This window comes from Aquimarina sediminis (assembly GCF_002895435.1).
Taxonomy (GTDB): Bacteria; Bacteroidota; Bacteroidia; order Flavobacteriales; family Flavobacteriaceae; genus Aquimarina; species Aquimarina sediminis.
In genome coordinates, this window is record NZ_POYJ01000013.1 from 135338 (window position 1) to 160590 (window position 25253).

Annotated in this window: 16 protein-coding genes; 14 read left to right on the forward strand and 2 right to left on the reverse strand. The window is 32.2% G+C overall.

Annotation, left to right across the window (positions count from 1 at the left end; genetic code table 11):
* Positions 1-14 precede the first annotated feature (14 nt).
* The 7 genes from C1X07_RS21525 (at position 15) to C1X07_RS21555 (ending at position 10445) form a co-directional block, all read left to right on the forward strand.
* The gene (locus C1X07_RS21525; protein WP_103072107.1) at positions 15-3515 is read left to right on the forward strand and encodes a T9SS type A sorting domain-containing protein; all 3501 of its coding nucleotides are present in this window, start codon (positions 15-17) and stop codon (positions 3513-3515) included.
* Positions 3516-3852: 337 nt separating this feature from the next.
* Positions 3853-4941, forward strand: coding sequence for a helix-turn-helix transcriptional regulator (locus C1X07_RS21530; RefSeq protein WP_103072108.1), 1089 nt, complete (start codon positions 3853-3855; stop codon positions 4939-4941).
* 165 nt (positions 4942-5106) lie between these two features.
* Entirely contained in the window at positions 5107-6498 is a 1392-nt protein-coding gene (locus tag C1X07_RS21535) for a serine aminopeptidase domain-containing protein (protein WP_103072109.1), read from the forward strand.
* Positions 6499-6577: 79 nt separating this feature from the next.
* Positions 6578-7276, forward strand: a complete 699-nt coding sequence (locus C1X07_RS21540; RefSeq protein WP_164914223.1) for a trypsin-like peptidase domain-containing protein — start codon at positions 6578-6580, stop codon at positions 7274-7276.
* Between the two features lie 15 nt (positions 7277-7291).
* Positions 7292-8422 carry a hypothetical protein gene (locus C1X07_RS21545; protein ID WP_103072111.1) on the forward strand — a complete coding sequence of 377 codons (1131 nt, stop codon included), beginning with the start codon at positions 7292-7294 and terminating at the stop codon, positions 8420-8422.
* A gap of 102 nt (positions 8423-8524) precedes the next feature.
* Positions 8525-9817, forward strand: coding sequence for a DUF885 domain-containing protein (locus C1X07_RS21550; protein WP_103072112.1), 1293 nt, complete (start codon positions 8525-8527; stop codon positions 9815-9817).
* A gap of 202 nt (positions 9818-10019) precedes the next feature.
* Positions 10020-10445, forward strand: a complete 426-nt coding sequence (locus tag C1X07_RS21555; RefSeq protein WP_103072138.1) for a TerB family tellurite resistance protein — start codon at positions 10020-10022, stop codon at positions 10443-10445.
* Between the two features lie 347 nt (positions 10446-10792).
* On the opposite strand, the gene C1X07_RS21560 is transcribed toward C1X07_RS21555, so the two are convergent.
* Both C1X07_RS21560 and C1X07_RS21565 read right to left on the reverse strand, forming a co-directional pair.
* Positions 10793-12571 (reverse strand): ribonucleoside-diphosphate reductase subunit alpha, encoded by a 1779-nt coding sequence (locus tag C1X07_RS21560; protein ID WP_103072113.1) that lies wholly within the window; start codon positions 12569-12571, stop codon positions 10793-10795.
* Between the two features lie 3 nt (positions 12572-12574).
* Positions 12575-13849: a ribonucleotide-diphosphate reductase subunit beta gene (locus C1X07_RS21565; RefSeq protein WP_103072114.1), complete on the reverse strand. Its 1275-nt coding sequence runs from the start codon at positions 13847-13849 to the stop codon at positions 12575-12577.
* A gap of 990 nt (positions 13850-14839) precedes the next feature.
* Here C1X07_RS21565 and C1X07_RS21570 point away from each other — a divergent pair.
* The 7 genes from C1X07_RS21570 to C1X07_RS21600 all read left to right on the forward strand — a co-directional run bounded on the left by C1X07_RS21570 (position 14840) and on the right by C1X07_RS21600 (position 24916).
* Positions 14840-15079, forward strand: coding sequence for a hypothetical protein (locus tag C1X07_RS21570; RefSeq protein ID WP_103072115.1), 240 nt, complete (start codon positions 14840-14842; stop codon positions 15077-15079).
* 319 nt (positions 15080-15398) lie between these two features.
* Entirely contained in the window at positions 15399-15812 is a 414-nt protein-coding gene (locus tag C1X07_RS21575) for a hypothetical protein (RefSeq protein ID WP_103072116.1), read from the forward strand.
* Positions 15813-15844: 32 nt separating this feature from the next.
* Positions 15845-17821 (forward strand): tetratricopeptide repeat-containing sensor histidine kinase, encoded by a 1977-nt coding sequence (locus C1X07_RS21580; RefSeq protein WP_103072117.1) that lies wholly within the window; start codon positions 15845-15847, stop codon positions 17819-17821.
* A 12-nt stretch (positions 17822-17833) separates the two neighbouring features.
* Positions 17834-18502 (forward strand): response regulator transcription factor, encoded by a 669-nt coding sequence (locus C1X07_RS21585; RefSeq protein WP_103072118.1) that lies wholly within the window; start codon positions 17834-17836, stop codon positions 18500-18502.
* Positions 18503-19200: 698 nt separating this feature from the next.
* The gene (locus tag C1X07_RS21590; RefSeq protein ID WP_103072119.1) at positions 19201-19770 is read left to right on the forward strand and encodes an RNA polymerase sigma factor; all 570 of its coding nucleotides are present in this window, start codon (positions 19201-19203) and stop codon (positions 19768-19770) included.
* Positions 19771-20221: 451 nt separating this feature from the next.
* The gene (locus C1X07_RS21595) at positions 20222-23755 is read left to right on the forward strand and encodes a sensor histidine kinase (protein ID WP_103072120.1); all 3534 of its coding nucleotides are present in this window, start codon (positions 20222-20224) and stop codon (positions 23753-23755) included.
* A gap of 9 nt (positions 23756-23764) precedes the next feature.
* Positions 23765-24916, forward strand: coding sequence for a hybrid sensor histidine kinase/response regulator (locus C1X07_RS21600; protein ID WP_164914224.1), 1152 nt, complete (start codon positions 23765-23767; stop codon positions 24914-24916).
* The last annotated feature ends 337 nt before the right edge of the window (positions 24917-25253 follow it).

Sequence of the window (25253 nt, forward strand, 5' to 3'; positions counted from 1 at the left end):
AAAACTAAAAGATCATGAATATAAATCATACAATAAGGTGGTTATTTACCATCTGCTGGTTAGGACTTCCTTTACTCATCACAGGACAAACTATTACAGATTTAAAACCTTCTAGTCTTCCTTATGGCTCTTATATCAAGGGGTTATACACTATTGAAATTGATGTGGCTACAGGAGAGTATTTAAAAGAATTACCATCAGGGGTATTTACCACAAGCCCTCTTGATACAGAAAATGAAGATTTTTATTTTTGGATAGTAGAGAATGATTTGACAAAAACATTTCAAATTTATAGTGGATCCCAAAGGAATAAACTTATATCTATTACCCAAAGTGGAGAATTAGTATCTATCAGTAATAATCAAGCAAATACAACAAAACTGTTATTTCGGTTATACCCAGAAGGACCAAAACGAACGGATAAGGAAAAGGATAGTGGGGTTGTTGCAATGGGGTACATTACTACGGTAGCACTATCCTCGGGTTATGGAAATATTGATTGTAAGTGTAACATTGCAACAGTTAATACTGACATCCGTTTTAAGGTGCATAACCTTGGGATTAGGGCAACAGATTATAGTCCTATTGTATTTCAAAAGACCGACAATAATAATACATCTGGAACCGTGGTAATAGATAATAATACCAATGTAACCAGAATCCACCAACCTGATACAAATCTCTTACAGAACTATGTGTCATCTAACTTCTTTGTCAAAGGTTTTGGGGCAGATGATTTTAAGGTAACTATTGCACCAGGTACAGAGGGAACTATTGGTTTTGTGAATTATACACGTCATCATTTCACAAGAAATGTGTATGCCAAAGCAAAACCAGAAATAGGAATCAAAATAAAAAATAATCAAATCATATTGTTTTATTTGTCTGGTAAACAGGATCTTCCTTTAAGTCAAACACCATTGGGTAGAGAGACCAGTACCAATTTTGTAGTAGGAGTGCCTATCGTTTTTGGATTTGATGGTCAAGATAAGTTTACAGCTACTCAAAATGGAAAAACATTTGTGTTAAAAGATGCTACTTTGACAGAATTATTCTTTAATCAATCAATTACTCAGAGTGCAAAGATGTTAGTACAACTTAAAAAAGGTTTTATAGAGTTAGGATACACGTCAAAAAATTATCTGATTAATTCAGAAGATAATTTTGGATCAGATAGTGGAGACGAATTAGCATCGACGTTTTCGTTTTTTCCCTACAATAAAGGAAACTCTCTGATTAATACTTTCGACTGGCAACAAACTAAATGGGCGGTAAGGTATCATGGAAATAATAGATCAGTTGAGACGAGCGTTTTTAGTCCTTTTTACAAAAATCATAGAGCATTTTCGGGTATCAGTGCACAGTTTGATGCTACAGGAATTTATCAGGGAGGCGAAGATTTTGTTTCTTCTGAAGGATGGGAATTGATAAAAGCTAACCTTGGATATAATGCAGATGGGAGCATACGTAATCAAGCTCCGCCCCATCCTTATCTTATTTTTTATGATCGAGTGGCTAGCAGATTAAGAGTGTTTGTATATACTAATAATCAGGGAGAAGCCAATCAGTTAACGATGAGCCTGGAAGCTAGAGGAGGAACACCAAACACACCTCAGCAATATATACCTAGACTTTGGGGCAGTTTACAGCAATTCTCATCTTTGGATAAAGTACAACCATCTAGATATAGTAAGGCTAACCCATTTATGAGTGCAGCAGGGCGTGAGTGGTATTTTTCTGATTTTGTTATGGAATATGACCCTTGTATTAATTTTTTTGAATCCTACATCGAATTAAAAGTTCATAAAACGACGCAAGGAAACCTTACGATGGTAGGACGCCTTGAAGGTGGGAGTATACCCGCAGGTACACCAGAATATGGAAACTGGCAAAATCAAGGAGATAATTTCCTTATGGGAGTTATGGATAATAGCTTTGGGAGTCTTCAGAATACATTAGGGGATGTAACGTTTAATCAACAAGAGCAATTTGATTTGATTAATTTTGGAAACGAAATATCTGGTGTCCTCGAGGGAGCTGCAATCCCTGATTGGGAAAAAGAAGCGGCAAGATTACAATGGGAAGGAAATGATCTTATCGGAAATGGACTTATTAGTGCAGGTGCTATTAAGATGGTTGAAGGAACTGCAAAGTTTTTTGATTTTGGAGTACCAGGACTGGACTGGTTTAGTAATGCTGCTCAGGGAGCAGCTAATATAGCAGAAGGAGCCTCTGTAATTGTACAAGGTGATGGATATAAAAAAGTAGGGTCGGCTTATAAATTAGAATATAACTATCTGAATGACAGGGTAAAGCATGATGATCAAAACATTAATCTCACTATGCCTCCTCCACGACCACAGGTAGTTTTTGGAGAACTAGCGTTAAAAGGAACATTGTCCATAGAAACTGATCTGATAAATAACGAAGAATTCATCGCTACACCTGGTGGGTTGAACTCAGAAAATGCTCCAGAATGGTACAGTAATGGCTCCCGTGCATCAGCTCCTTTGTATAATCAACCTATGGGAAAATTTGCCGTACTTCATCAACCAGAATTTGGTATAGGTATCGTAAAAGGTCAAAATGCGACTTTTGGTGCCTACCTTAAGATCAACGAAAAACCTTATATCGCTCGTAATAATATGGTGTTAGGAAAAATTGAAGATGTATTGAGTATAAGTATACAATGCCAAACTTTAAATACATCTGGTCAGGTAGTAAGTAATAGTACTAGTGAAGCTTATTCTATATTGTTTGGGATTGAAGATAGTAACTCTTTGCCAGGAGAAATGGATATTACTAATTTAATTGACTGGGGTCAAATCTATTCGAATATAGAAGGGTTAAACAATCAGAATGAAAATATAGTGAGAGACAATTTGGCAAATTGGATAAAAATTTCATATCAAGTCTGGTCCTTATCACTTACCAATCTAAAGTCTCGAGATCTTAATCGTGTGTTTGCAAATGCAAATCAATATTATAACGGAAATAGTATGTTTGCCTATACCAATAAGGATAATTTGAACATTTATCAACTTAAGGATGAGGCACAGGTACTAACCGAAAATGAATTTTCTTCTTACATTTTTTCGGATGATTCACTTTTTGGAAAAGAATATCACCTATATCATTCTGATTATAATGATATAGGTGACAAGTTTTTTGACGTAATGAATACTTACTGTAATACTCAAACCGGCAGTCAAAGTATTAGAATAAAAATAGAAGAAGAAATTATACCTGAAGTATCAAAAGCTGGATTAACTGTATTTCCAAATCCCACACATGATTATCTTAGTTATAGTCTGTTATCTAAAAAATCAGGAAGAATTAAGTTGATCCTGTCTGATCTAAATGGAAGAGTGTTACTCTCTATTACAGATTCATTAGATAAATCAAGGACGTCTAACGGTAGAATCAATATACAATCACTAAGGACAGGTCTATATATCTTAAAAGTAGAACTTCCTGATGGTGAGGTTGTAACTAAGAAGATAGTGAAGAAGTAGCCTAAGAGATCTTAAATTATAAATTATAAATCATAGTCATTAGATACTAGGTTTTTTAATTGTTAAATAGATCCGTTTAGTAAGAATTTTGGATGCATAGAATCATACTCTTTTTTAGAGTATGATTCTATGTTTATGCAGTAGTGTAATATAATTTGCATATTTAAAAATTTAGAGATCATATTTTTTAAAAAAAGAGAATAATGATATTAATTAGCATTATTTTATTTAAAAGATAGAGTAGCATAATCAAAAAAACATTAGCATAAATTTTACAACCAATTCTATATGTGAATATTAAATTATTGCGATATTGTGCTCTTATCATAGACAAGAAATGTTGGAGATTTTAAAACTTATCGCTGTTTTTAATTTTTTGCTTACTACAGGATTTATCTGGTACAATAGAAAAAAATTGGATACAACCATTTATTTATTCTCATTCTTTTTGTTTGGAAAAGGCATGACCTTACTCAGTAATAATTTGATTGTAGGGGATACTTTTGCTGATTACCCTAATGTTTTTGAGTTAGGAGTGATTCTCAATTCATTTTTGTTTTTTTATGCACCCTTTTTATATCTTTTTGCTTTAAGTATTATTAAAGGACGCCTTTCTTTAAAAGACTATAAAATACATCTTGTTCCATTTTTTATATTCGTTGTATTGAATATACTTACGGTTTTCTTTTTACAATATAGAGAAGAGAATGATATATTTCAAAAAGTTGTACAGGTAAGAAATATATTCGAGAGTTTATATTTTGTACAAATAATAGGATATACAATAGCTTCGCTTTGGGTTTTAAACAGAAGTAAATTATCCTCAAAAAAGTTCACCAAGATATCAAAATGGTCTAAGGTAATAGTAACTACGTTTTTACTTATTTGGCTGGTTTTTTTAAGTAGTTCATTAACCAGTCAGTACCCAGATATATCTCACTTTTTTTTACTTATAGGAGTTTTATTACTGATCTTATTGTCCAACATTACTTTGTTTATGTTGTTTAGTAATCCAGAATATTTTTACAATTCTGTAGTACCTAAGCTTGCCAAATCTGTTGTAAATTGTGTAATTACAAAAACGAATTATGATAAACTTTGTGATCTTGTCTATGAAAAGAAACTTTTTAAAAATGCCGATCTCAAGATTGTAGACCTTTCTAATACTTTAGAGATATCTGCACGAAACACATCAACTTTGATACATACGTTTTATGGAGGCAATTTCTATGATTACATTAACTCGTACCGTATAGAAGAAGCCAAAAAATTGTTAGAAAACACTGATCAGGATGTTACTATATTATCAATATTGTATGAAGCAGGATTTAATAGTAAATCCGTCTTTAATACCGTCTTTAAAAATATGGTAGGAGAGACACCTTCATCCTACAGAAAAACACATATTACCTCCAAATACGGATAAATAATTAAATCTTCTTTTTTGTTTTTTAGATATTTATTTTCCCTCTAAACCTTGTTAAATAACGTTAAAAACAAGTTCTGATTTCTGTTATTACAGGTATTCGGACGACAGGAACCTGCTATAAAGCTAGGTTTGCTTCATATTTATTAATTGATTTTTTTTAGTATGATTAGAAGATGTTTATCAGCAATACAATTATTTCTGTTTATAGTTTTAGTTACGTTTTCAAGTAATCTAAATGGGCAAGAGTTAAAGAGAAAATCATCATTAGGAATAATGATGCAACCTTTAAATGATAGTTTAATAACAACACTCAAGTTGAAGAGTAATACAGGATTATATATAAGTGATGTCCTAGCTGGGAGTACTGTAGAAAATTTAGGAATGAAAAGAGGAGCAGTATTAAAAAAGCTAAACGGAGTGCAAATAAAGACCATTCCGGATGTATTTAATGCACTTGAGGATTTTAGAGCCGATGATTCTATAACAATTGAATATGTTTTTAATGGAAAAACTATTATTAGAACAGGCAAAGGCATTGCCAGACCAAAAGAAAAATATGAAAAAGCAAATATTACATACGGGCAGGTAAAGTATAGGGATAATATTCTTCGCTCTATTTTATATACACCAAAAGGTAAGAAGAATACACCAGTGGTTTTTTATCTGCAAGGGTATACTTGTGGTTCCTTCGAGTTTCCATTTTCTTCGCAACATGCATCCTTAAAACTAATTCGTGATTGGGTTGATGCTGGTTTTTCGGTATATCGAATAGAAAAACCAGGCGTTGGTGATAGTCAGAGTAAAATTAATTGTAATGATGGAAATTTTACACAAGAAGTCATTGCTTTTAAAGAAGGATATAAAGCACTGTTAAATTCGCAAGCAGTGGATACAGATAATATATTTTTATTTGGTCATTCTATGGGTGGAATCATAGCTCCATTACTCAATGAAGTCAAGAGTCCTAAAGGAATTATAACCTACGGTACGATTTCAAAACCGTGGTATGATTATATGAAAGACCTATACACCCTTCAACCAAAAATATTTAACACCCCTCAGTCTCAAATAAGTGAAAATAATAAAATAGGACTGCCATTTTTAGAAGATATGATTGTCAATAAAATGCCTGCAAAGGATTTAGCCGCTAATAACGATTATAAAAACTACTTGGGATCTCAATTTGCCGAATTAGAAAGAGGAAGTTATATCGGTAGAAGTATTGCATATTGGCAGACTTTATGTGAGGTAGATATACCAGAAGCATGGCGAAATATAAACACTAACGTATTAGCAATGCATGGCGAGTTTGATATTCAGGCAATAGATGATACCGGAGCAAAGGGTATTGTAGCACTTGTAAAAGATAAAACTAAGGCGACCTATAAGCTTGTCAACAAAACCGAACATGGTTTTGTAAGGTTTAATTCGATGCAAGAAAATGTAAATGCTCTACAAAATGGAACCTACAGACAGCATGCTGCAAAGAATTATAACCAGGAAGTAGCTCAGATTACTATCGATTGGATAAAAGCTAAGGCAAAAGCAGAGTAAACTAAGCTAAACGTATTATACACTAATGAATTTGCGATATGAAAATTTACCACTTATGATATTCACATACCTTTTAAAAATGACAAAACACAGTTTACAACTATTATCATTGATCTCATTTTTTACATTTTCTATGACCTTTGCCCAAATTGATTCGGTACTGGTCAGCAATGTTAAATTCAAGAATTCAAAATTTGATAATGCGCATGCAGGAAGCGGGTTTTTATTGAGATATGATAACAAAGTGTACGCTTGCACGGCTAAGCATGTTCTGTTTTTTGCTAAAACAGATAGTATGAAAACGATAAGTTTTGGAAATGATTTGAAATCATGGTCATTTACTTCTAAAAAGAATAAAGCAAATAGTATATCTACAGGTACATTAATTAATGAAAATCCAAAAGAGTTATTAGCAATGCCGCCAAAAGGAGATTGGTTGATTTTTGAAGTGGTTGGTGCAATCCCCAAAGGCATTGCTATATATAATCTAAGAAAAAAAGCTCTAAAAATAGGAGAAAAAGTTTCCTTTTTTGGGTATCCGTACAAAAGTGAAGTTCCAGTCAGAATAGAAGGCAAATTTATAGGTCTAACTAAAGATAAAAACCTCAGGCTAGATGTCCCAAAAGGAACGTATAATGGATGTAGTGGAGGTCCGGTAACAGACAATCAAGGAAATCTGGTTGGCTTGGTGTCTATGGGATACTTTAACAAAAAGGAAAATAAAATGATTTTTGAGCCAGCCTCTCTTGATTATTTTAAAGCAGTGATGAATCAATAAAAACAAAGTTGAATTATGAAAGCTAAAACACATAAAAACAATGTAAGATATACAGTACTTTTTTTATGTGCAATAACAAGTTTACTTGCGCAAAAAAAAGAATATTATCGTCATCTGGTATTTAGAGAAACTCCATATTCTGATGTTAGAGGGATACACCCAATAGATAAAGCCACATCAGATAAAGAAACACATTATAGGTTTGTTTATGATGATAAAGATAGATTGGTAGAAGTATCTCACCGTCTCGGGGATTATATCATAAATCAAAATGATAACTGGGATAGTTTTATTTGGTTCTCATCAAAAATGACCATTGAGTATACCAAAAATCAAGAAATAAGATACTATTACAATCGCTTAGATGAGAGAACAGAAGTTCATGGAAAAATGTATAAAGCAGTTTTTGATTTAGATACAAAAGGTAACCGCATTTCTGTCAAATTTTATGATAAGAATAATAAACCTTCTGAAAATGCCTGGAATATCCATAGCTATCAGTGGACAGATATGGGAGAAGGCAATGTTATTGAAAAACGTTTTAATCTAAAAAATGAACCTCAACCCATTCGCCCTAATTTTACTTTCTACAAAGTAAGATTGGAGTATGGAAATGATGATTTATTAGATTTTGTTCACCATCTGGATGAGAATGGAAATAGGATAAACAATTCTATGAAAGCAGGTATGGATCGTATTGTATATGATCAAGAAGGGAATTTTTCGCGCTGGATGGTATTCGACAAAGATTTAAAGCCCGTAGAAGGTAACGCACCCGAGTTTGCTATAGGAGAACACTTATATGATACACGCGGAAACAAAGTAGAATTAAGAGGGTTTGGTGTTGCAGGAAGGAGCAAAGCAATGCCAACAGGAGTGGCGAGAGTTTTAAACACCTATGATCAATATGGAAACCAGATAGAAGTTAAAATTCTTGATATTGAAGGAAAAACAATACAGCATGTTAAACGAGAGTATAGCAAAGATGGAAGACGAATTGAGAGTATGCAATTTTTAGATTCAGAAGGAAATCTGGTATTACACCCTAGAGCAAAATTTGCAGTTATGAAGTTTCTGTATGATATTGAAGGAAAAATGGTCGAAAGAAAAAAGTTTGATGATAATTTGCAAGAAATTAAGGGATAATAAATTGAACAGAGTATAACCGTAAAAGCAGAAAAGTTAACTTGTTTTGAAAACAAACTAGTATCAAATAAAACCAAAACTCAGCTCAAAAGAATCAACATTATGACAAACTTAAAGCTTATTACTTTACTAATTGGATGTATGGTTCATACGAGTTGTCTGTCGCAAAATCATAATTTTAGTAAAATAGAAAAAGAGTTTTTAAAACATTACCCAACTCTAAATATACCTGGTTTACAGATAAGTTATGTGTCGACACTAAATAGAATTGGAGACAAAGAAAACATCAAAAAGCAAGAGCGTTTTTTCGAAAACTTAAAAGAAAACCTAAGCAAAATTGATACTTCATCATTGATTGGTAGTCAAAAAATTAATTTTCAAATACTTGACTATGAAACGATGTTACATTTAGAACGAATAGCATTAGAAAAAAAATGGACTCCTGTAGCATTAGATGATTCAAAAAGTATCATCGCTCTTCCAGATGGTAAGCTTTGGTATGTGTATTTATTAAAAAGATGGGTAGACAAAGATGTATCACCTGATGATATGTTTCAATTTGGTTTAAAGGAAATTGAAAAAGTTAAATCTAATATGAAACGGCTTCAAAAAAAATCTGGGCTATCCGAAATGGTTTTTGAGGATCATTTAAATAAAGATCAATTCTTTTTGGATGTTCCAGAGGACGTACAAAGAGAATTTGAGAAAATTAAAAAGATAGTAAGAATAAAAGCTGCAAGTATTTTTCCTTACATAGATAAAATACCAGAGATAAAAATTGGTAGAGGAACAAATGCATCTCTTTCTCAAGTCCCTGCATACTATAGTAATGGTACGTTTTATTACAATTTTTTTGATAAACCTTTTAATAAGAGACAGCTAGGGTGGTTTTATGCTCATGAGGCTATACCAGGACATCACTACCAGTTTATGGTGAATAATAGTATCAATAGGACCGAAATACAAAATTTATTTTGGTACCCTGGTTTTGCAGAGGGTTGGGGAGCTTATGTAGAGTATTTGGGTGATGTTTTAGGAGTATATGAGACTATATATGATGAGTATGGAAAGTGGGAATGGGATTTAATTCGGTCTGTAAGAGTATCTCTGGACGTTGCTATCAATTATTATGGGTGGTCTGATAAAAAAGCTTTGGATTTTTGGAAGAAATATATAAAAAACCAAGATGATATTGGAGTTCGTGAAATTGCCAGAATGAAACGCTGGCCAGCCCAGGTTATTTCTTATAAATATGGAGCCAAAATGTTTTTGAAGTTGCTAAATAAAGCTAAGAAGAATCCAGATTTTGAATATAAGCGATTTCATAAAAAAATACTTGAACATGGAGATGTACCACTAACGTTGATTGAATCTCACTATACTAAATTAAAGTAGATACTGATATTTTATTCTTTCAATAAATTAAAATAACTTGCTACTATACTACTTTGTTTTTGAAAGAATAACTGTTGAGTTTTTGATGGTAAATAGTGCTAAAAAGTATGGCATTGAAAATAATTTACATAAAATTTTAAAAAAGAAGTGACCCTTTTTGAAATAGTGTGTCATAATGATAAACCCTCTAAAACATTCACACATGTCTATTTCAGAATTTTACCAGTCAGGAGTACAAAAAAACAACATAGCGCAATTTGCAGCTATTGCCAATATTGCTTGTACTGGTGGTCAATCTAATGAAGAAGAAAAAAGACTTCTTAATAAATTTGCGTATAAGCTTAATATTAGCGAAAAACATTTTACAGAGGTACTGCGCAATCCTTCAAATTATCCTATAAATCCACCAAGTTCTAAAGAAGGAAGACTACAGTATTTATATGATCTTTTTAGAATGATCTTTGCCGATAATGTTATTGACGAAAAAGAAATGAAATTGATTCATAAATATGCAATAGGTCTAGGATGTTCATCAGAAAAAGCAAAAAAGGTGATCACTAAATCAATTAAGATTTTTGGAGGTAAAATTGCTTTTGAAGATTATCAGTATTTAATAAATAAAGAATAGTATTAATGTTGATAGCTCACTAGTTTAATACTGTTCGTTCTCCCCTGAATTTATTAGAATATAACCCTTTGTTCTTTCTGTTTTTTAAAATGAATAAACCATATCTATGGCTATGGTTTATTTTTTACAATAGGATTAAAACGACCTAGCCTTTTACAATAAAGGTGGGATGATTAAAAGAGTTTATTTTTTGTTTTTTTGACAAATAGTCCCCCTGCAATCGAGAAAAAAGTAAGTAAGTGTTGCATCAAAATTGGGGAAATGATTGCTAGGATAGAGGTGCCTCATGGGGCACCTCTATATTTTTTATCAATATATAGTACACCTAAGCTACTGTAGCAGGGTTGCTATCCTTCACAGCTTGCACAATCTTTCTTTTGCTTGAATTTTTGAGCAGCATTCATACTATGTTGATAGTACAGAGATTTTAACCCAAGTTTCCATGCGGTAATATGAATTTTATTAATATCCTTAGTTGGCATATCCGGGTGTACAATTATATTTACCGATTGACCTTGATCTATATGATTTTGCCTATTGGCAGCTTGATAGATAATATCCAGTTGGTCAATTTCTGAATAGGTTTTAAATACTTCTTTTTCTTCTTCTGTCAGAAAATCAAGATGTTGTACTGAACCATCTCTATTACGTATATCCAGCCAAACTTCAGAGGTATCCATTCCTTTTTGTTGTAATAGTTTTACCAAGAAGGGGTTTTTTATAGTGGTTTTGATTTTGGCAATATCTTTTACATAGATATTGGACCATATAGGTTCAATACCTTGCGATACTTGCCCCAAAATAAAAGCTGATGAGGTTGTTGGTGCAATTGCATTTAATGTGGTGTTTCGTCTGCCATACCCTTTGAGAATTTCTGGTTCTCCAAAACGTTTGGCTAGTTGTTCTGAAGCCGCATAAGAGCGTTCTTGTATAACTTTAAAAATCTCACTGTTTAAATTATAAGCTTCCTGGCTGTCAAAAGCTAACATTTTTGATTGCAATAACGAATGCCACCCCAAGACCCCTAGACCCAGGGCTCTATTTTCTTTGGCAAAATTATAAGCACGCTCCATAAATAGAAAAGTTTGTCTATCCTCTCTATTTGCAGAATCTCGGTATATTTCTAATTTTTCAATAAATTCTGTGATAACAGCATCCAGAAAATACACCATAGTTTCTACAGCGTCGGTATCTTTCCATTGATCATAATGAAGAAGGTTTAAGCTTGATAATACGCATACAAACGACCAGTTATCATTAGAAGGCAACATAATTTCGGTACATAAATTACTGGCGTAAATAGGATGATTTTTATCCTGATATACGTCTGCTGCACCATTATTAGCGTTATCCGTAAAGAAGATATATGGATATCCCATTTCTCCTCTTCGCTGTAATACACGTGCCCATATCGTTCTTTTATCTACATCACCATCTATCATTTCTTGCATCCATGTATTGGTAACAGTAACACCATGAGTTAATTCCTGAATAGTATTTCCTTCTGTACCAATCTCTAAGAATTCCATAATATCTGGATGCTCAATAGGTAGGTAAGGAGAAAAACGCCCACGACGTACCGACCCCTGACTTACTACATCTACCATAGATTCGAAAAGCCTCATGATATGTACCGCACCCGAAGCCTCGCCATTATTCTTTATAGGTGCTCCGCGATGCCTTATCTTTCCAAAATATCCAGAAGTACCACCGCCTAATTTAGACATCATTCCCACTTCAGATTGGGTATAAAGGATATTTCCAATATCATCATCAACATGTGATCCAAAACAACTAATCGGTAATCCGCACTCTTTTCCAAAGTTGGACCATACGGGAGAGGCTAACGAAAAATAACCTAACGACATATAGTGATTAAACTTGGCTGCATATCCAGGTATTTGTAGAATGTCCTCTGCTCGATTGGCGATTTCTTGGATACGCTCTTCAGGAGAAATCCCCTTAGCTAAGTAGCCAGTTTCCAGAAACTTTCTACTGTTTTCATTTAACCATTCAAAAGCATTCTGACCAGAGGGGTTTACGTTTGATAGCGTCTCTTTTCGTATATCTACTAAATCTTGTGAAGGATTCGTTTTTTTTGGGGTAATTATAGTTTCTTTTTGCATAATTTAGAAGAGGTCGTCGCTTGTTATACTTTGTGTTCTTTTGCTGTAGTTAATAGATCGTTTCACGAAAAAATCTCCATGTTTTGTGCCTATAATTTCATCATCAAACCATTCGGTTTGAGTAACTAGCTTTTTGTCAATGTCAAATATTTTGCCAATACCGATACTTTCTAATGAGTTATTAAATCTGTTTTTTATAAACTCATTGATAACTACTTTTGGCAAAAATTCTAGTTCTCCGTTTTCAAAAATCCAATCTACAAGTGTACATTCTGCTTCATAGGCTTGCTCGCATAATTCCTGAATCGTTTGATGATATTCTGGTGTAAACCACTCTGGGTGTTCTTTTTGTAAAATCTTAATGAGATCGATCCCAAAATCGCCATGAATTTGTTCTTCTTTAGAAGTTGCTTCTACTACATTAGAGATGCCTTTAAGCATATTTTTATGCTTATTAAAAGCCATTATGATCAAGAATTGAGAAAACAGAGATACATGTTCTATAAAGAGCGAAAAAAGCAATACAGACTCTGCGTACTCCTTATCATCGCTACTTTTAGCATTGCGAAGCGCAGTTTCGAGATACTGAACGCGCTTCATAATAGTAGGCTTCTTCTTAAGTTCTTTAAATTCTTCGTTAAGTCCCAATATCTCAAGGAGATGTGAGTATGCATCTGCATGTCGTACTTCACTCTCTGCAAAGGTGGATCCTACAGCTCCTATTTCGGGTTTTGGCATTCTATGATACAAATCTCCCCAAAATGATTTTACGGCTACTTCGATCTGAGAAATTGCCAGCATCGTATTTTTTATAGCACTTTGCTCTGTCAAAGACAAACGTGATTTAAAATCCTGAATATCACTGGTAAAATTAAATTCGGTATGAATCCAGTACGAATGTCTTATCGCGGGTACATATTCATACAGCTGGGGATACTCATATGGTTTTAGATTAATACGTTTTTCAAAAATATCAGTCTTTCTGTGCTGCGCTCTTTTATTACGATATAAGATATATGCTTTGGCAACTTCAGAAAATTTGCTTTCCATTAATTGGGTTTCAACAATATCTTGTACTTCTTCTACAGTAGGGATATACTGCTTATCTATACTTTTACGCTCAAGCAATATATTAGATACCGCTACGGCAATTCTTTGTGCATCGGCAAATGTACCCTTGTTTACAGCGTTCATTGCTTTCATTACGGCATCCGTAATTTTGTCTAAATAAAATGATTTGATGCTAAAATCTCTCTTAATAATTTGTGTTATTTCCATACTTCCCTTAATTAGAATTGTTCTAAATAAAAGCAAAGATCTTATAATTTTGAAGAGGTTTTTTGGTCTTTAACATAAGGTTCTCAACACGGTTATCAACAAAAGAAAACGAAGTCGACCAGTACTAAGGTATAATGTTGATTTTTAGTAAAATATACCTTTTTTGACATCTGATTTTGTGTTTTGATAAATTCAAATGGTTATGAGTATAAGTTACTTCAAGAGGCTAAGGTACGCCAATAAGAATTTGGAAAACATGACAAAAATCATTATATTAAAAGAACGATATAAAACGAGTCATACACAAGATTTTTTATGAATAAAAGAATGATTGTTTGATGAGTTCTATATGACATCTAAAACAATAGTGTAAATATATGAAACAAAATAGAGCACATATCGTATCAAATTCTAGGTTTAATCAGTCTAATACTAGATGGATTATAGAAAAACCTATGACAAGGACGGTATATTACTATTTTAATCATTTTTTGGAATGATATAAATTATAAAAGCGAATATAAAATAGTAAGCGTCCAAGAAATTGGACGCTTTTTTTATTGAATCATTTTGAGAAATAGTAAACCAAAAAACATTAGTCTGGTTAGAAAGACTCACATCAAAGAATATAGAAACATGAAATGGTAATTAAATTTTTTTTAACTAATGATTAATACTAATTAACATATAAGGAATAGTATTTGAGGAGTAATTGTCAGAGAAATAGGCGATTACCAAATGATACAAAATCTGTTGCAAAACGGGCAGAGATTCTTGTGTTTAAAAAAATATGTAACTATTTGATAATCAATAAAATAAATTCAAGAATTATTGCAAATTCAAAAGAAAATTTTGATATTTGTGTATCAACCAAAACAAAATATAAGTCATTTGTACAATGGTCTGGTAAAAAATAAATTCTACTACGTAAAAACATTGCGTACCACTACCAGATATTTGCAGGACAATTAACAACAAAAAGATAAAACAATGAAGTATAATCAATTTTATAACAAGGAGCGCAAGGTAAAAAATGACCTGGTAGCTAATGCTTTCGGAAGCATCCTTGAGATGGGATTATACACTTGGGTTGTTAATCCTCTTCAAGAAATGATAACTGATATCATAGGCTACAAAAGACTGGAAACCATGTTTCGCTTTATATACAAAAAGCCGAATGAGAATGTGATTACATTCAGTTATACTTCTCATAAAGCTTGTATCTCATAAGCTTTAGAAAAGGGTTGTAAGTGATATAATTTGACCTTTTGGTCAAACATTGAAAATAGTAAGAAAATATAGATTTTAGTTAAAACAGTGCTTCACCTGGATTAGCAAATGCTAATAAGGATAAGTAATCAAAGAACAATCATCGATTATCTACTATGTATCAATCTATTATAGCCTGATTGCATAACTGAACAAGTAAGGTTACCAGCCAACCAATATTATTTCTATACGATTTGCATGCTGTAGATCGCTACAAAGGTTCTGAGAAAATTACTCATTGTGCCATGTAGTGTTATACATCAATAGTCTAACTGTATTCATGCCAACAAATGATTTGGTTTGGACTACAAATCTTGTAGAAAATAGTAAAACTGACCCATCAATACATCCTAATACAGCTCGCTGCTACCCAAAAGGGGAAAGTAGGGTATCGCGACTGTATAAGATGACACTTTCCCGAACCAATCGACGAGTTCCCATAGGTAACGGGTATGTAACAACATACCGATCTGGGGTTGACACCTATGGGCGTACCCTAAACTTTGGAAAACAAAAAAACTTAACAACAATGAAAAACTTAAAATTTATATTCGTATTGGCTTTACTCCTATGTGCTAATCTTATCTCTTGTACACCAGATGATAGCGTCGCTGAAAACGAAACTCTACATACTGAAGTGTTATGTACGAATGGGAATAATGGAGAAATAGATGAAGGAGGCGAATTAAATTAAACGCAAATAATTTAATTTAGTATTTTTGAGGGATGAAACAATATACGTTTACGTCCCTCTTTTTTTTTAGTATTTTGTTCTTAACACTAAGCTATTCCTGCCAAAGAGATATAAAGTCAAATACTCTTTCAATAGAATTAGAGAAAAAGATTGATTCTTTAAATAGATATCTAAATGTAGCTTCTCAACAAGATTATTCAGAAGCTGACAAAATAGAAGCAATTGATAATTTTATAAAGGGAGCAAATAGTTTAGATTTAGATTCATTAGTCTTTAATGGACTTAAGAAAAAATCAAATATTTTATTTAAATACGGTCATCATAAAAAGGCAATCGAACAAGTTCACTTGATGGTCAAACTATCCAAAGAAAATTCAGATAGTATTAATTTAGGAAAAGCTTACTATAAAATTGGTTATTTCTATAAAAAAAATGACAATTATTTAGAAGCTTTTAAATTCTATAATCAATCATTTAAGGTACTAAGAAATCTAAATGATAGTATCAATGCGGGGAGATGTCTTATGGCAATGTCAAGTGTTCAAAGGACATTAGGAGATCATAATGCTAGTAAAACTACAGCTACAGATGGACTAAAGTATTTAGAAAATTCCACTGAGTATAGGACTGTGTCTGGTTTATATCATGGTATATCTATCTCTTTTCTTGAATTGGGTAATTATACAAAAGCTATGGTTTGGAACAATAAAGTGTTTGATTTAACTAAAGATTCAATAACTCTAAAACAGATTGGGATTAAGAATTTACCTCTTTTTAAAAATACGAGAGCAATTATTTTAGCAGAACAAAAAAAATTCATTGAAAGTATTAAGATTCTTGATTCTCTAACCAAAGACAAATATGTTCTAAAAAACATGATCGAGTATTCTAGAATTCTTAATAATCTGGGGTATATAAAGTTTAAAGAAAATCCAAATAACAAAGAAAGTGAGACTTTATTAATGGATGCTTTTCGAATAAGAAAACAAGAAAAAGATGTTTTAGGTATATTTAATAGTAACATACATCTATCCAAATATTATAAAAATAAAGACATTAACAAAGCAAAACGTTATGCATATGAAGCTTACAACAGTATAAAAGATTTTAAAGACTACGAAGCATTACTAGAAGTATTAACCCTGATCACCGAGTTAAATCCAGATTCATTAGAAGATCATCAGCGGTTTAAGGATGCTAGTCTTAAATTGATGCAGCTACGTAAAAAAACACGAGAGATCTACGCACCTACCCGGTTCGAAAATGAAAGTCTGCTAAAAGAAAACGAAAAGAAAAACAGGAAAATATCAGAAGTGCGTAATCAGAATGTAATATACCTGCTTGGGATATTACTATTGCTTACTGGTATTGGGTTTATAGTTTACTTTTTTAGACAACAGATGCGTTATCTCAACCATCAAAATAAAATAGGGCAGTTTCAAGCCAGTTATGAAACAGAAACCCGTATTGCCAAGAGGCTACACGATGAGCTGGGTAATGATATTTTTCATGCTATGATGCAATATCAAAATGATCCTCATGATCCTCAGATTAAGGAAAAATTGAATAAAGCCTATGTCAAAGCACGTGATATATCTCGTGAAAACAATGAATTCGAAATCGGAGATACTTATCCCGAAGAATTAAGCAATATGCTGCAAAACTATACCCAAAATGAAATACAGTTAATTGCCATAGGTTTTGATAAAATTAATTGGGGACAGATGGATAAAACGGTAAAAATAACCGTATACCGAGTACTGCAAGAATTAATGACCAATATGCAAAAACACAGCAAAGCCAGTCTGGTAAAGTTAGTGTTTTCTAACCCCAAAGATACCCTGACTATCAAATACTCTGATAATGGAGTCGGAGTAACAGAAGAACATCTAAAATCCAAAAATGGACTGCGCAATACAGAAAAGCGTATTCATGCTATACGAGGAACCCTTATCTTTGACTCCGATAAAGACAAAGGCTTCAAAGCCGAAATACAAATTCCTAATTAAAAAGTCAGCCAGATGTTTACTAAAGTATTGGTAGCAGAAGATTACGAGATTGCCAATCAAGGCATTATAAAAATATTGAATGAAAGGATCGGAATTCACAATGTTGAAGAAGCAAAATATTGTGATGATGCCTATTTAAAATTCCGAAAGGCACATAATGATCAGGAAATGTTCGAATTATTAATTACCGACCTTTCTTTTAGAGAAGATCATAAAATACAAACCCGAACCTCTGGTATAGAACTGATAAAAGATATCAGGAGCATTCAGCCCGATATTAAAGTCATTGTATATTCTCAAGAAAACAGACAGGATAAAATCAAGATGCTATTCGACAATCTTAAAATCAACGGTTATGTTTGCAAAGGGCAACATGCAGTAAAAGAATTAATAGCCTGTGTAGATGGTGTATATCAAGGAAATATCGTACAACCACCAGAATTAACTAATAATTTGGCTACAAATACGATGATTCACCTGGATGATTTGGATATCATATTATTAGAAGAATTATCACAGGGGTTTACTAAAAAAGAAATTCGGATTAAGCTAAAAAAACGAAAAATATCTCCAAACAGTGAAAGCGCTATTGATAAAAGGGTAAGTAAGCTTTTTGATGACTTCAAAGCAAAAAACACAACCCATTTGGTAGCCATCGTAAAAGATCTGGGACTGGTATAATTGTCAGTCCGATCCTGTCGAAGTTCAATTAAAAAATGAAAGGTTAAACTCCCTTCGACAAGCTCAGGATGACATCAAAAAAATAAATAAAAAACACGTTGTCACACAGAGCCTGTCCTTTCAAATTCATGTTTTCTAATGTCTTCAAAATCTAAGTGTGACAGTTCAATACATACTTGTTCGTATGCTTTTAAAATTACAGTTTAGCAAAGTAATTTAGGGTATAAAACCATTTTATTTAGAATGATTATTGCCAACTGAATTTTGTGCTGGATTTTCCGAGACGTTTTCCAGAACTCTGGATGTTGTACTGGGTTTTTCGGGACGATTTATAAGATGCTGAATAGTATATCGGGGAGATAAAGCACTTCATATTGCCCAATTTTGAATAATAGCATCCATTTAACTTTTACAGTAATTCCAAAGTATAACAGGTATAAATGGATAATTATGACTTTTTGTTTTCGGGTGTTTCATAGAGTCAAGAGATTTTTTAAAAAAATTACACTTTTATTTAACCTCGCTAAACCCCACTAAAAACAACACAATTCACTTTTTTTTTGAAAAAAAAAGACACCACATTACAGATATCTGTAATGACATCTGCCGCAGGCGATTTATGTTTGTACCGTAAAAGCATGTAAGGGATATATGACAAGGAGCTTACTCTAAACCTGAAAAGATACAAACTAACTATAATGATACATAAAGATAGAGTAATCATAACAGGAATCATTGATGGGGATGAGCAGATACTAAATTGTTTTTACAAAGAAAATATACGATATATTCAGGGATATATACTTCACAATTGTGGAAACCCTGAAGATGTTGAGGATGTCTTTCAGGATGCTTTAATGCTATTATATCAAAAGCTGGGGTCAGGTCTTTTAGAATTAAAGGTACCTGTAAAGACATACTTTTTTGGGATTTGTAAAAACCTATGGAGAAATCGATTAAGGAGAAAACAAAAAATGATGATTGATGAGAAGCAAGATTGTTTTGACCAAGGAACTAATGATCCCGTAATAGCAAATATCGAAAATCAAGAGCGAGAACACCTCTATAAAAAACACTTTCAGAGACTGAGTCCAGATAATAAGAAAGTATTGTATCTTTTCTTAGAAGGGAGGTCAATGAAAGAGATTTCAAAAATCACTGGATATTCAGAAGGATATACTAGAAAAAAGAAATTTGAAGCCAAAAATCAATTACTACGAATGATTGAGCAAGACCCAATGTACGAAGAATTAAGAGCGATGTGCTAATGGTGATACAATTTTTCTTCGTATCAGGATTAAAAATCATTATTGTTAACAGCCTTCAACCAATGTTAAAGTTGCATCGTACACAGATGAAAATCAAAAACAATCTCCACTAGTTTTGATTAAATTAATAATGCCATTTACACTTTGAATTTACCATAAAAGAGAGTTTTATTGCGGTAAATTCAAAGTGTAAATGGTATAAGAACAATTCTACATAGAATTTGATTAATATTTAGAAGCCTTATAGGTTTTCAGAACTTATAAGTTCTTCAAAGACTTATTAACCTACATTGTTTATCGAAAGTATTATTTTCTCCTTATTATTTATCACAATGGAGTTATTATCGTCATTTTTTTTAGTTTAACGATACATAGCTGTTTTTTTGACCCTCTTTTTTTGTAGAATTAAAAATTATTGTGTTGATTGTAAAGCTTTTATTAGAGGGAGATAATGCAAGAAAAAAGATATTTATACGACTTTACATTTAACAGAAAACTATTTTTTATAGTTGTTGTTTTACTATTTCATTTTTTCGTTTCTGCTCAAAAACGCTCTAGAAAATTTACACATTATGGAAAACAAGACGGTCTCAATCAAAGTAGTGTAAATTTTATATTTCAAGATTCTCATGATTATGTATGGATAGCAAATTTTGGAGGAATTAATAAATTTGATGGATATCAATTTACTTCATATATAAATGAATTTGGTGAAGATACATCAATTGCAGATAATTCAGTTTGGACAATTATAGAAAATAGGGATAAGACACTGTGGTTTGGTACAAAAAAGGGACTAAGTAAGTATAATATTGCAGAAGATAATTTTACGAATTACTTTATAAGAGAAAATAATAAATCCATAGGAACCCTAGCCGTAAAAGCGCTGTTTGAAGATGAAAAAGGACGATTTTATATAGGATCTGAAGGAGAAGGGTTATATATATTCTCCAAAGATAAAGAGGTGTTTTATAAAGTGAAAGAAATTCCTGAAACAGCCAAGATAAGTGCTGTTACCGAAGATTTAAAAGGCAATCTATGGGTAGCAACCGAAAACTTAGGGCTTTTTAAAATAACTCCCGACAGAACAACAAGTGTTAGTTTTCTGACTTCAAAAAAACTAAACAGTAGGACGATTTGGTGTTTAAATTCTGATCAGCAAGGAAATGTTTGGATAGGAACTGATATACAAGGGTTGGTAAAGTACAATATCAATACCGATTCGCTTACGTATTATAAAAAAGAGGCAGAAAAGTATAATTATAAGGCAGATGATAAGATAAAAACGATTGTTAGTGATGGTAAAGGGATCTTATGGATTGGGAGTGCTACCAAAGGACTTTCTTATTACTCATATACTGAAGATAGGTTTTATAATTATACTAATGATCCTTATGATACAAATTCATTATATGATAATGATGTTAGCAGCATTTATTGTGGTGCTAATGGGGTATTATATGTAGGTTTTTATACAAAAGGATTTGACAAAGTGATACAGAGTCCTTTTCAGGTGTTAAAAAACAATCCTAAAATAGAGAATACACTAAGCAACAATAACGTCTACAGTATGTATTTGGATCAAGATGATATTCTTTGGTTTGGTACTTACGGCGGTGGGTTAAATAGATACAATCCCAAAACAAATAAGTATAAACATTACAAGCACGATAAAAATGATATTACAACTATAAGCCATAATTGGGTTAGGGCAATTTATGAAGATAGAAGCAATACAATGTGGATAGGTACATGGGGTGGGGGTCTAAATAAATTCAATAAAGACACTGGAGTTTTTAAAAGATATATACCTTCAACTACAAATAAAAATAGTCTAAACCATAACATCATAACCGCTATTTTTGAAGATGTTGATGGAGAATTATGGATAGGAACATATGGTGGAGGAATTAATATTTACCAACAAGAAACAGATGATTTTCGATCAATCATTCATGATCGAAAAAATAAATATTCCATTAGTGATGACCATATAACCTCTTTTTATCAGGATAAAAAAGGAATAATATGGATCTGTACTTATGGAGGAGGTCTAAATGCATATAACAAAGAAACTAAGCAATTCGAAAGATTTTTGCCTAATGTAGATGTAGAATACAGTCTTAATAATCATAAAACATTACATATTTATGACGAACCAGAAAGTGATTTTTTCTGGATAACGACATTAGGAGGAGGGATCAATAAGTTTTATTATACCGAAAAAAAGTTTGTAAACTATACCGAAAAAGACGGATTATCCAACAATTCAACAATGGGGATGTTACAGGATAAAAAAGGAGGATATTGGATTAGTTCTAATACTGGGCTTTCGTACTTTACCCCTAATAAAGAGACCTTTGTTAATTATACCATGATCGATGGATTAGGAAGTGATGATTATAACCTCGAAGCCTATGCCAAAAGAAAAAACGGAATGCTGTATTTTGGAGGTAAAAATGGAGTTACCTATTTTAATCCAGAAGAAATGCCCTCGGTAACAACCTTTCCTAAGGTAATGTTTACTCATATTAAAATAGAAGATAGTATCTATAACATAATCCCCGACAGGTTAGAAGTCCCGTATGAAAGCCGAGCTATTTTTGAATATGCCGCTGTAAATCCTGATAAAACCAATAAAATTAGATATTCATACCAATTAATAGGAAGAGATAAAGATTGGCGATTTATGGATAAAAATCGATACTTAGAATTTGAAAACCTAAACCCAGGAAAATATGAACTAAGAGTCAAATCTACCAATAGTAGTGAAGTTTGGAATAAAAAATATGTAAATATCTCTTTATACGTTCCTACACCCTGGTATATGGCATGGTATTTTAGAACTTTTATAATTCTGACATCTCTATTAATTGGTTATTCTTACTATCGTTTTAAAATAAATAGAATAGAAGAACGAAATAAATTACTTGAAAAAATAGTAGATAAGAGGACAAAAACAATACAGGAAAAAAATAAAGCTTTAGGCATAGAAAAGGATCGAACAGAAAAGGCATATCAGGAATTAAAGAAATTGGAGAATTTCAAGGATGAGTTTACGGGTATGTTAGCTCATGATCTTAAAAATCCTTTAGTTACAATTCTTGGGTACTCTACTGAAACTTCTACTAATTCTAATTTAAAAAGCATAAATAAATCAGGTAAAATGATGCTTAACTTGATAGAGAACATGCTAGAAGTGCAAAAGTTTGAGAGCACTGATCTACAACTTAATATTGGTAATTATAATCTTAAAAACATAGCCTTAGAGGGAATGAATCAAATAGATTTATTAGCAATCGATAAACGAATACAAGTAGACAATACTATTAACCCAGGGTATAATGTAAATGTTGATAGAAATATAATAGAACGGGTTTTTGTAAATCTATTAACCAATGCTATTAAATTTTCTAAGCCCGATACTAAAATAGAAATCTTAGCTAAGGTAGAAAGTAAACATGCCGATAAAATCACTGTTTGTATAAAAGATAATGGGGTAGGCATGCCAGAACATTTATTAACTACCATATTTAATAAATTCTCGCAAATAGAGGTAAGAGATTCTGGAGTAGCGCGATCTACTGGGCTAGGCCTTTCATTTTGTAAAATGGCGATAGAAGCACATGAATGTGAAATAAGCGTAAGGTCAGAAATCAATAAAGGGAGCTCATTTTTTTTCACCCTTCCAAGATTAAAAGATAGTATCGTTGCCCATATTCCATATAAAAAAATGGGCTATAAGAACCCTCTTTACGATTTAAGATTGGATGAGAATGATTTTAATTTGTTGAATTCGGTTACCGAAAAAATTAATATATTGACAATATACGAAATGGGTGGGTGGTTAGATGTTTTTGATGATTTAACTCCACGAGAAACCAATAATATCAAAAAATGGAAAGATATGATGATGGAGGCACTCACCAATTTTGATAAAAACGCTTTTTTATATCTAAAAGAAATTGCGATTAACCCCAAATAAAATATGCCTATGGAATACTCGATATTAGTCGTTGATGATCAACCAGAAAATATAAGGTTTGTGAGTTTATTACTAAAAGAAATGGGATTAGGAAGTAAAATATACTCAGCCCCTAATGGAAAGATAGCCCTGGATTTGGTAGAAAAGGTTTCCCCGGATTTAATTTTATCTGATTGGGGAATGCCAGAAATGGATGGGCTAGAATTTTTGAAAGCTTTAAAAAGTTCTAATGCTACAAAAGATATCCCCTTTATCATGATCTCTGCCATAAAGGTAGATGCAGATTCCATGAAAGAAAGCTTTGATGCAGGGGTACATGATTATTTAAAAAAACCTTTTGATAAGTTAGAATTTATGGCAAGAGTTAGTGCAACTCTAAAACTCCAAAATGCTTACCTAAAAATTAAAAAGAATGGAGAAGAAATAGCAAATCAAGCACTGCTGATTTCTAAGCAACACGAAGAATTACTAAAACTGAACAAGCTTAAAGATAAAATCTTCTCTATTATTTCTCATGATGTACGAGCCCCTTTGGCAACTTTGGATGGATTGTTAGAAATATTTAGTGATGAAGAAATAGAGTTGGATGAAAATGAACTAAAAAGCTATGTTACTACTGTAAAAACAGAAGTTAATGGTGTGCAATCTCTAATGGATAATCTTTTGCAGTGGGCAAAATCTCAATTGGTAAATGAAAAAACAAATACAACCGACGTAAATATTCATGATGTGGTACAAGAAGTGTTTAGCTTATTTCATGAAAGAACGACGACAAAATCTTTAGATGTTTATAATACAATTGAGGATCATATGATTGCGCAAACTGACCAAAATATGATCTCATTTGTAATTCGAAATTTGCTTGCCAACGCAATTAAATTTACTCCGCAAGGAGGCAAAATTACCGTAAGTAGCGAGAGAACAATAAATTCTATCGTAGTTTCCATTACGGATACAGGAGTTGGTATGGATGAAGAATCCTTAAATTCTCTTTTTGACGATAGTAATATTTCTACAAAAAAAGGAACATCAGGAGAAGTAGGTACTGGTATCGGGCTAATATTATGTAAAGAACTTGTAGAACAAAATCAAGGAGAATTATCCGCAAAAAGTGAATTAGGAGTCGGAAGTACATTTAGTTGTATGTTGCCAATAAATTAAAAAACTTAGATTAGAATTTATTAAACAACCGGCATACAAAATTTTGATGATTAATATATTTTTGGTTAATACTTCCCCAACCACTTCATCAATGAATCTGCTATTGTTTTTATTTTAGAAAAGGGTAAAGTATGATTTAATTTTTCCTAATCCAATGTTGGTGTAATAATGTTTTTGTGAATACATAACGTAAGTGTTGATATAGCTATTGAACTGTTTTTGAGAAATGTGTATTAATGTTAAAGCCTTGCTTTTTAGGGTGTTTAAGACTTCTTTTTTTGCGTTTTTACCGTAACATTTTTTAACATTTTCTTAGTAATTTGCATGGATTAACCCA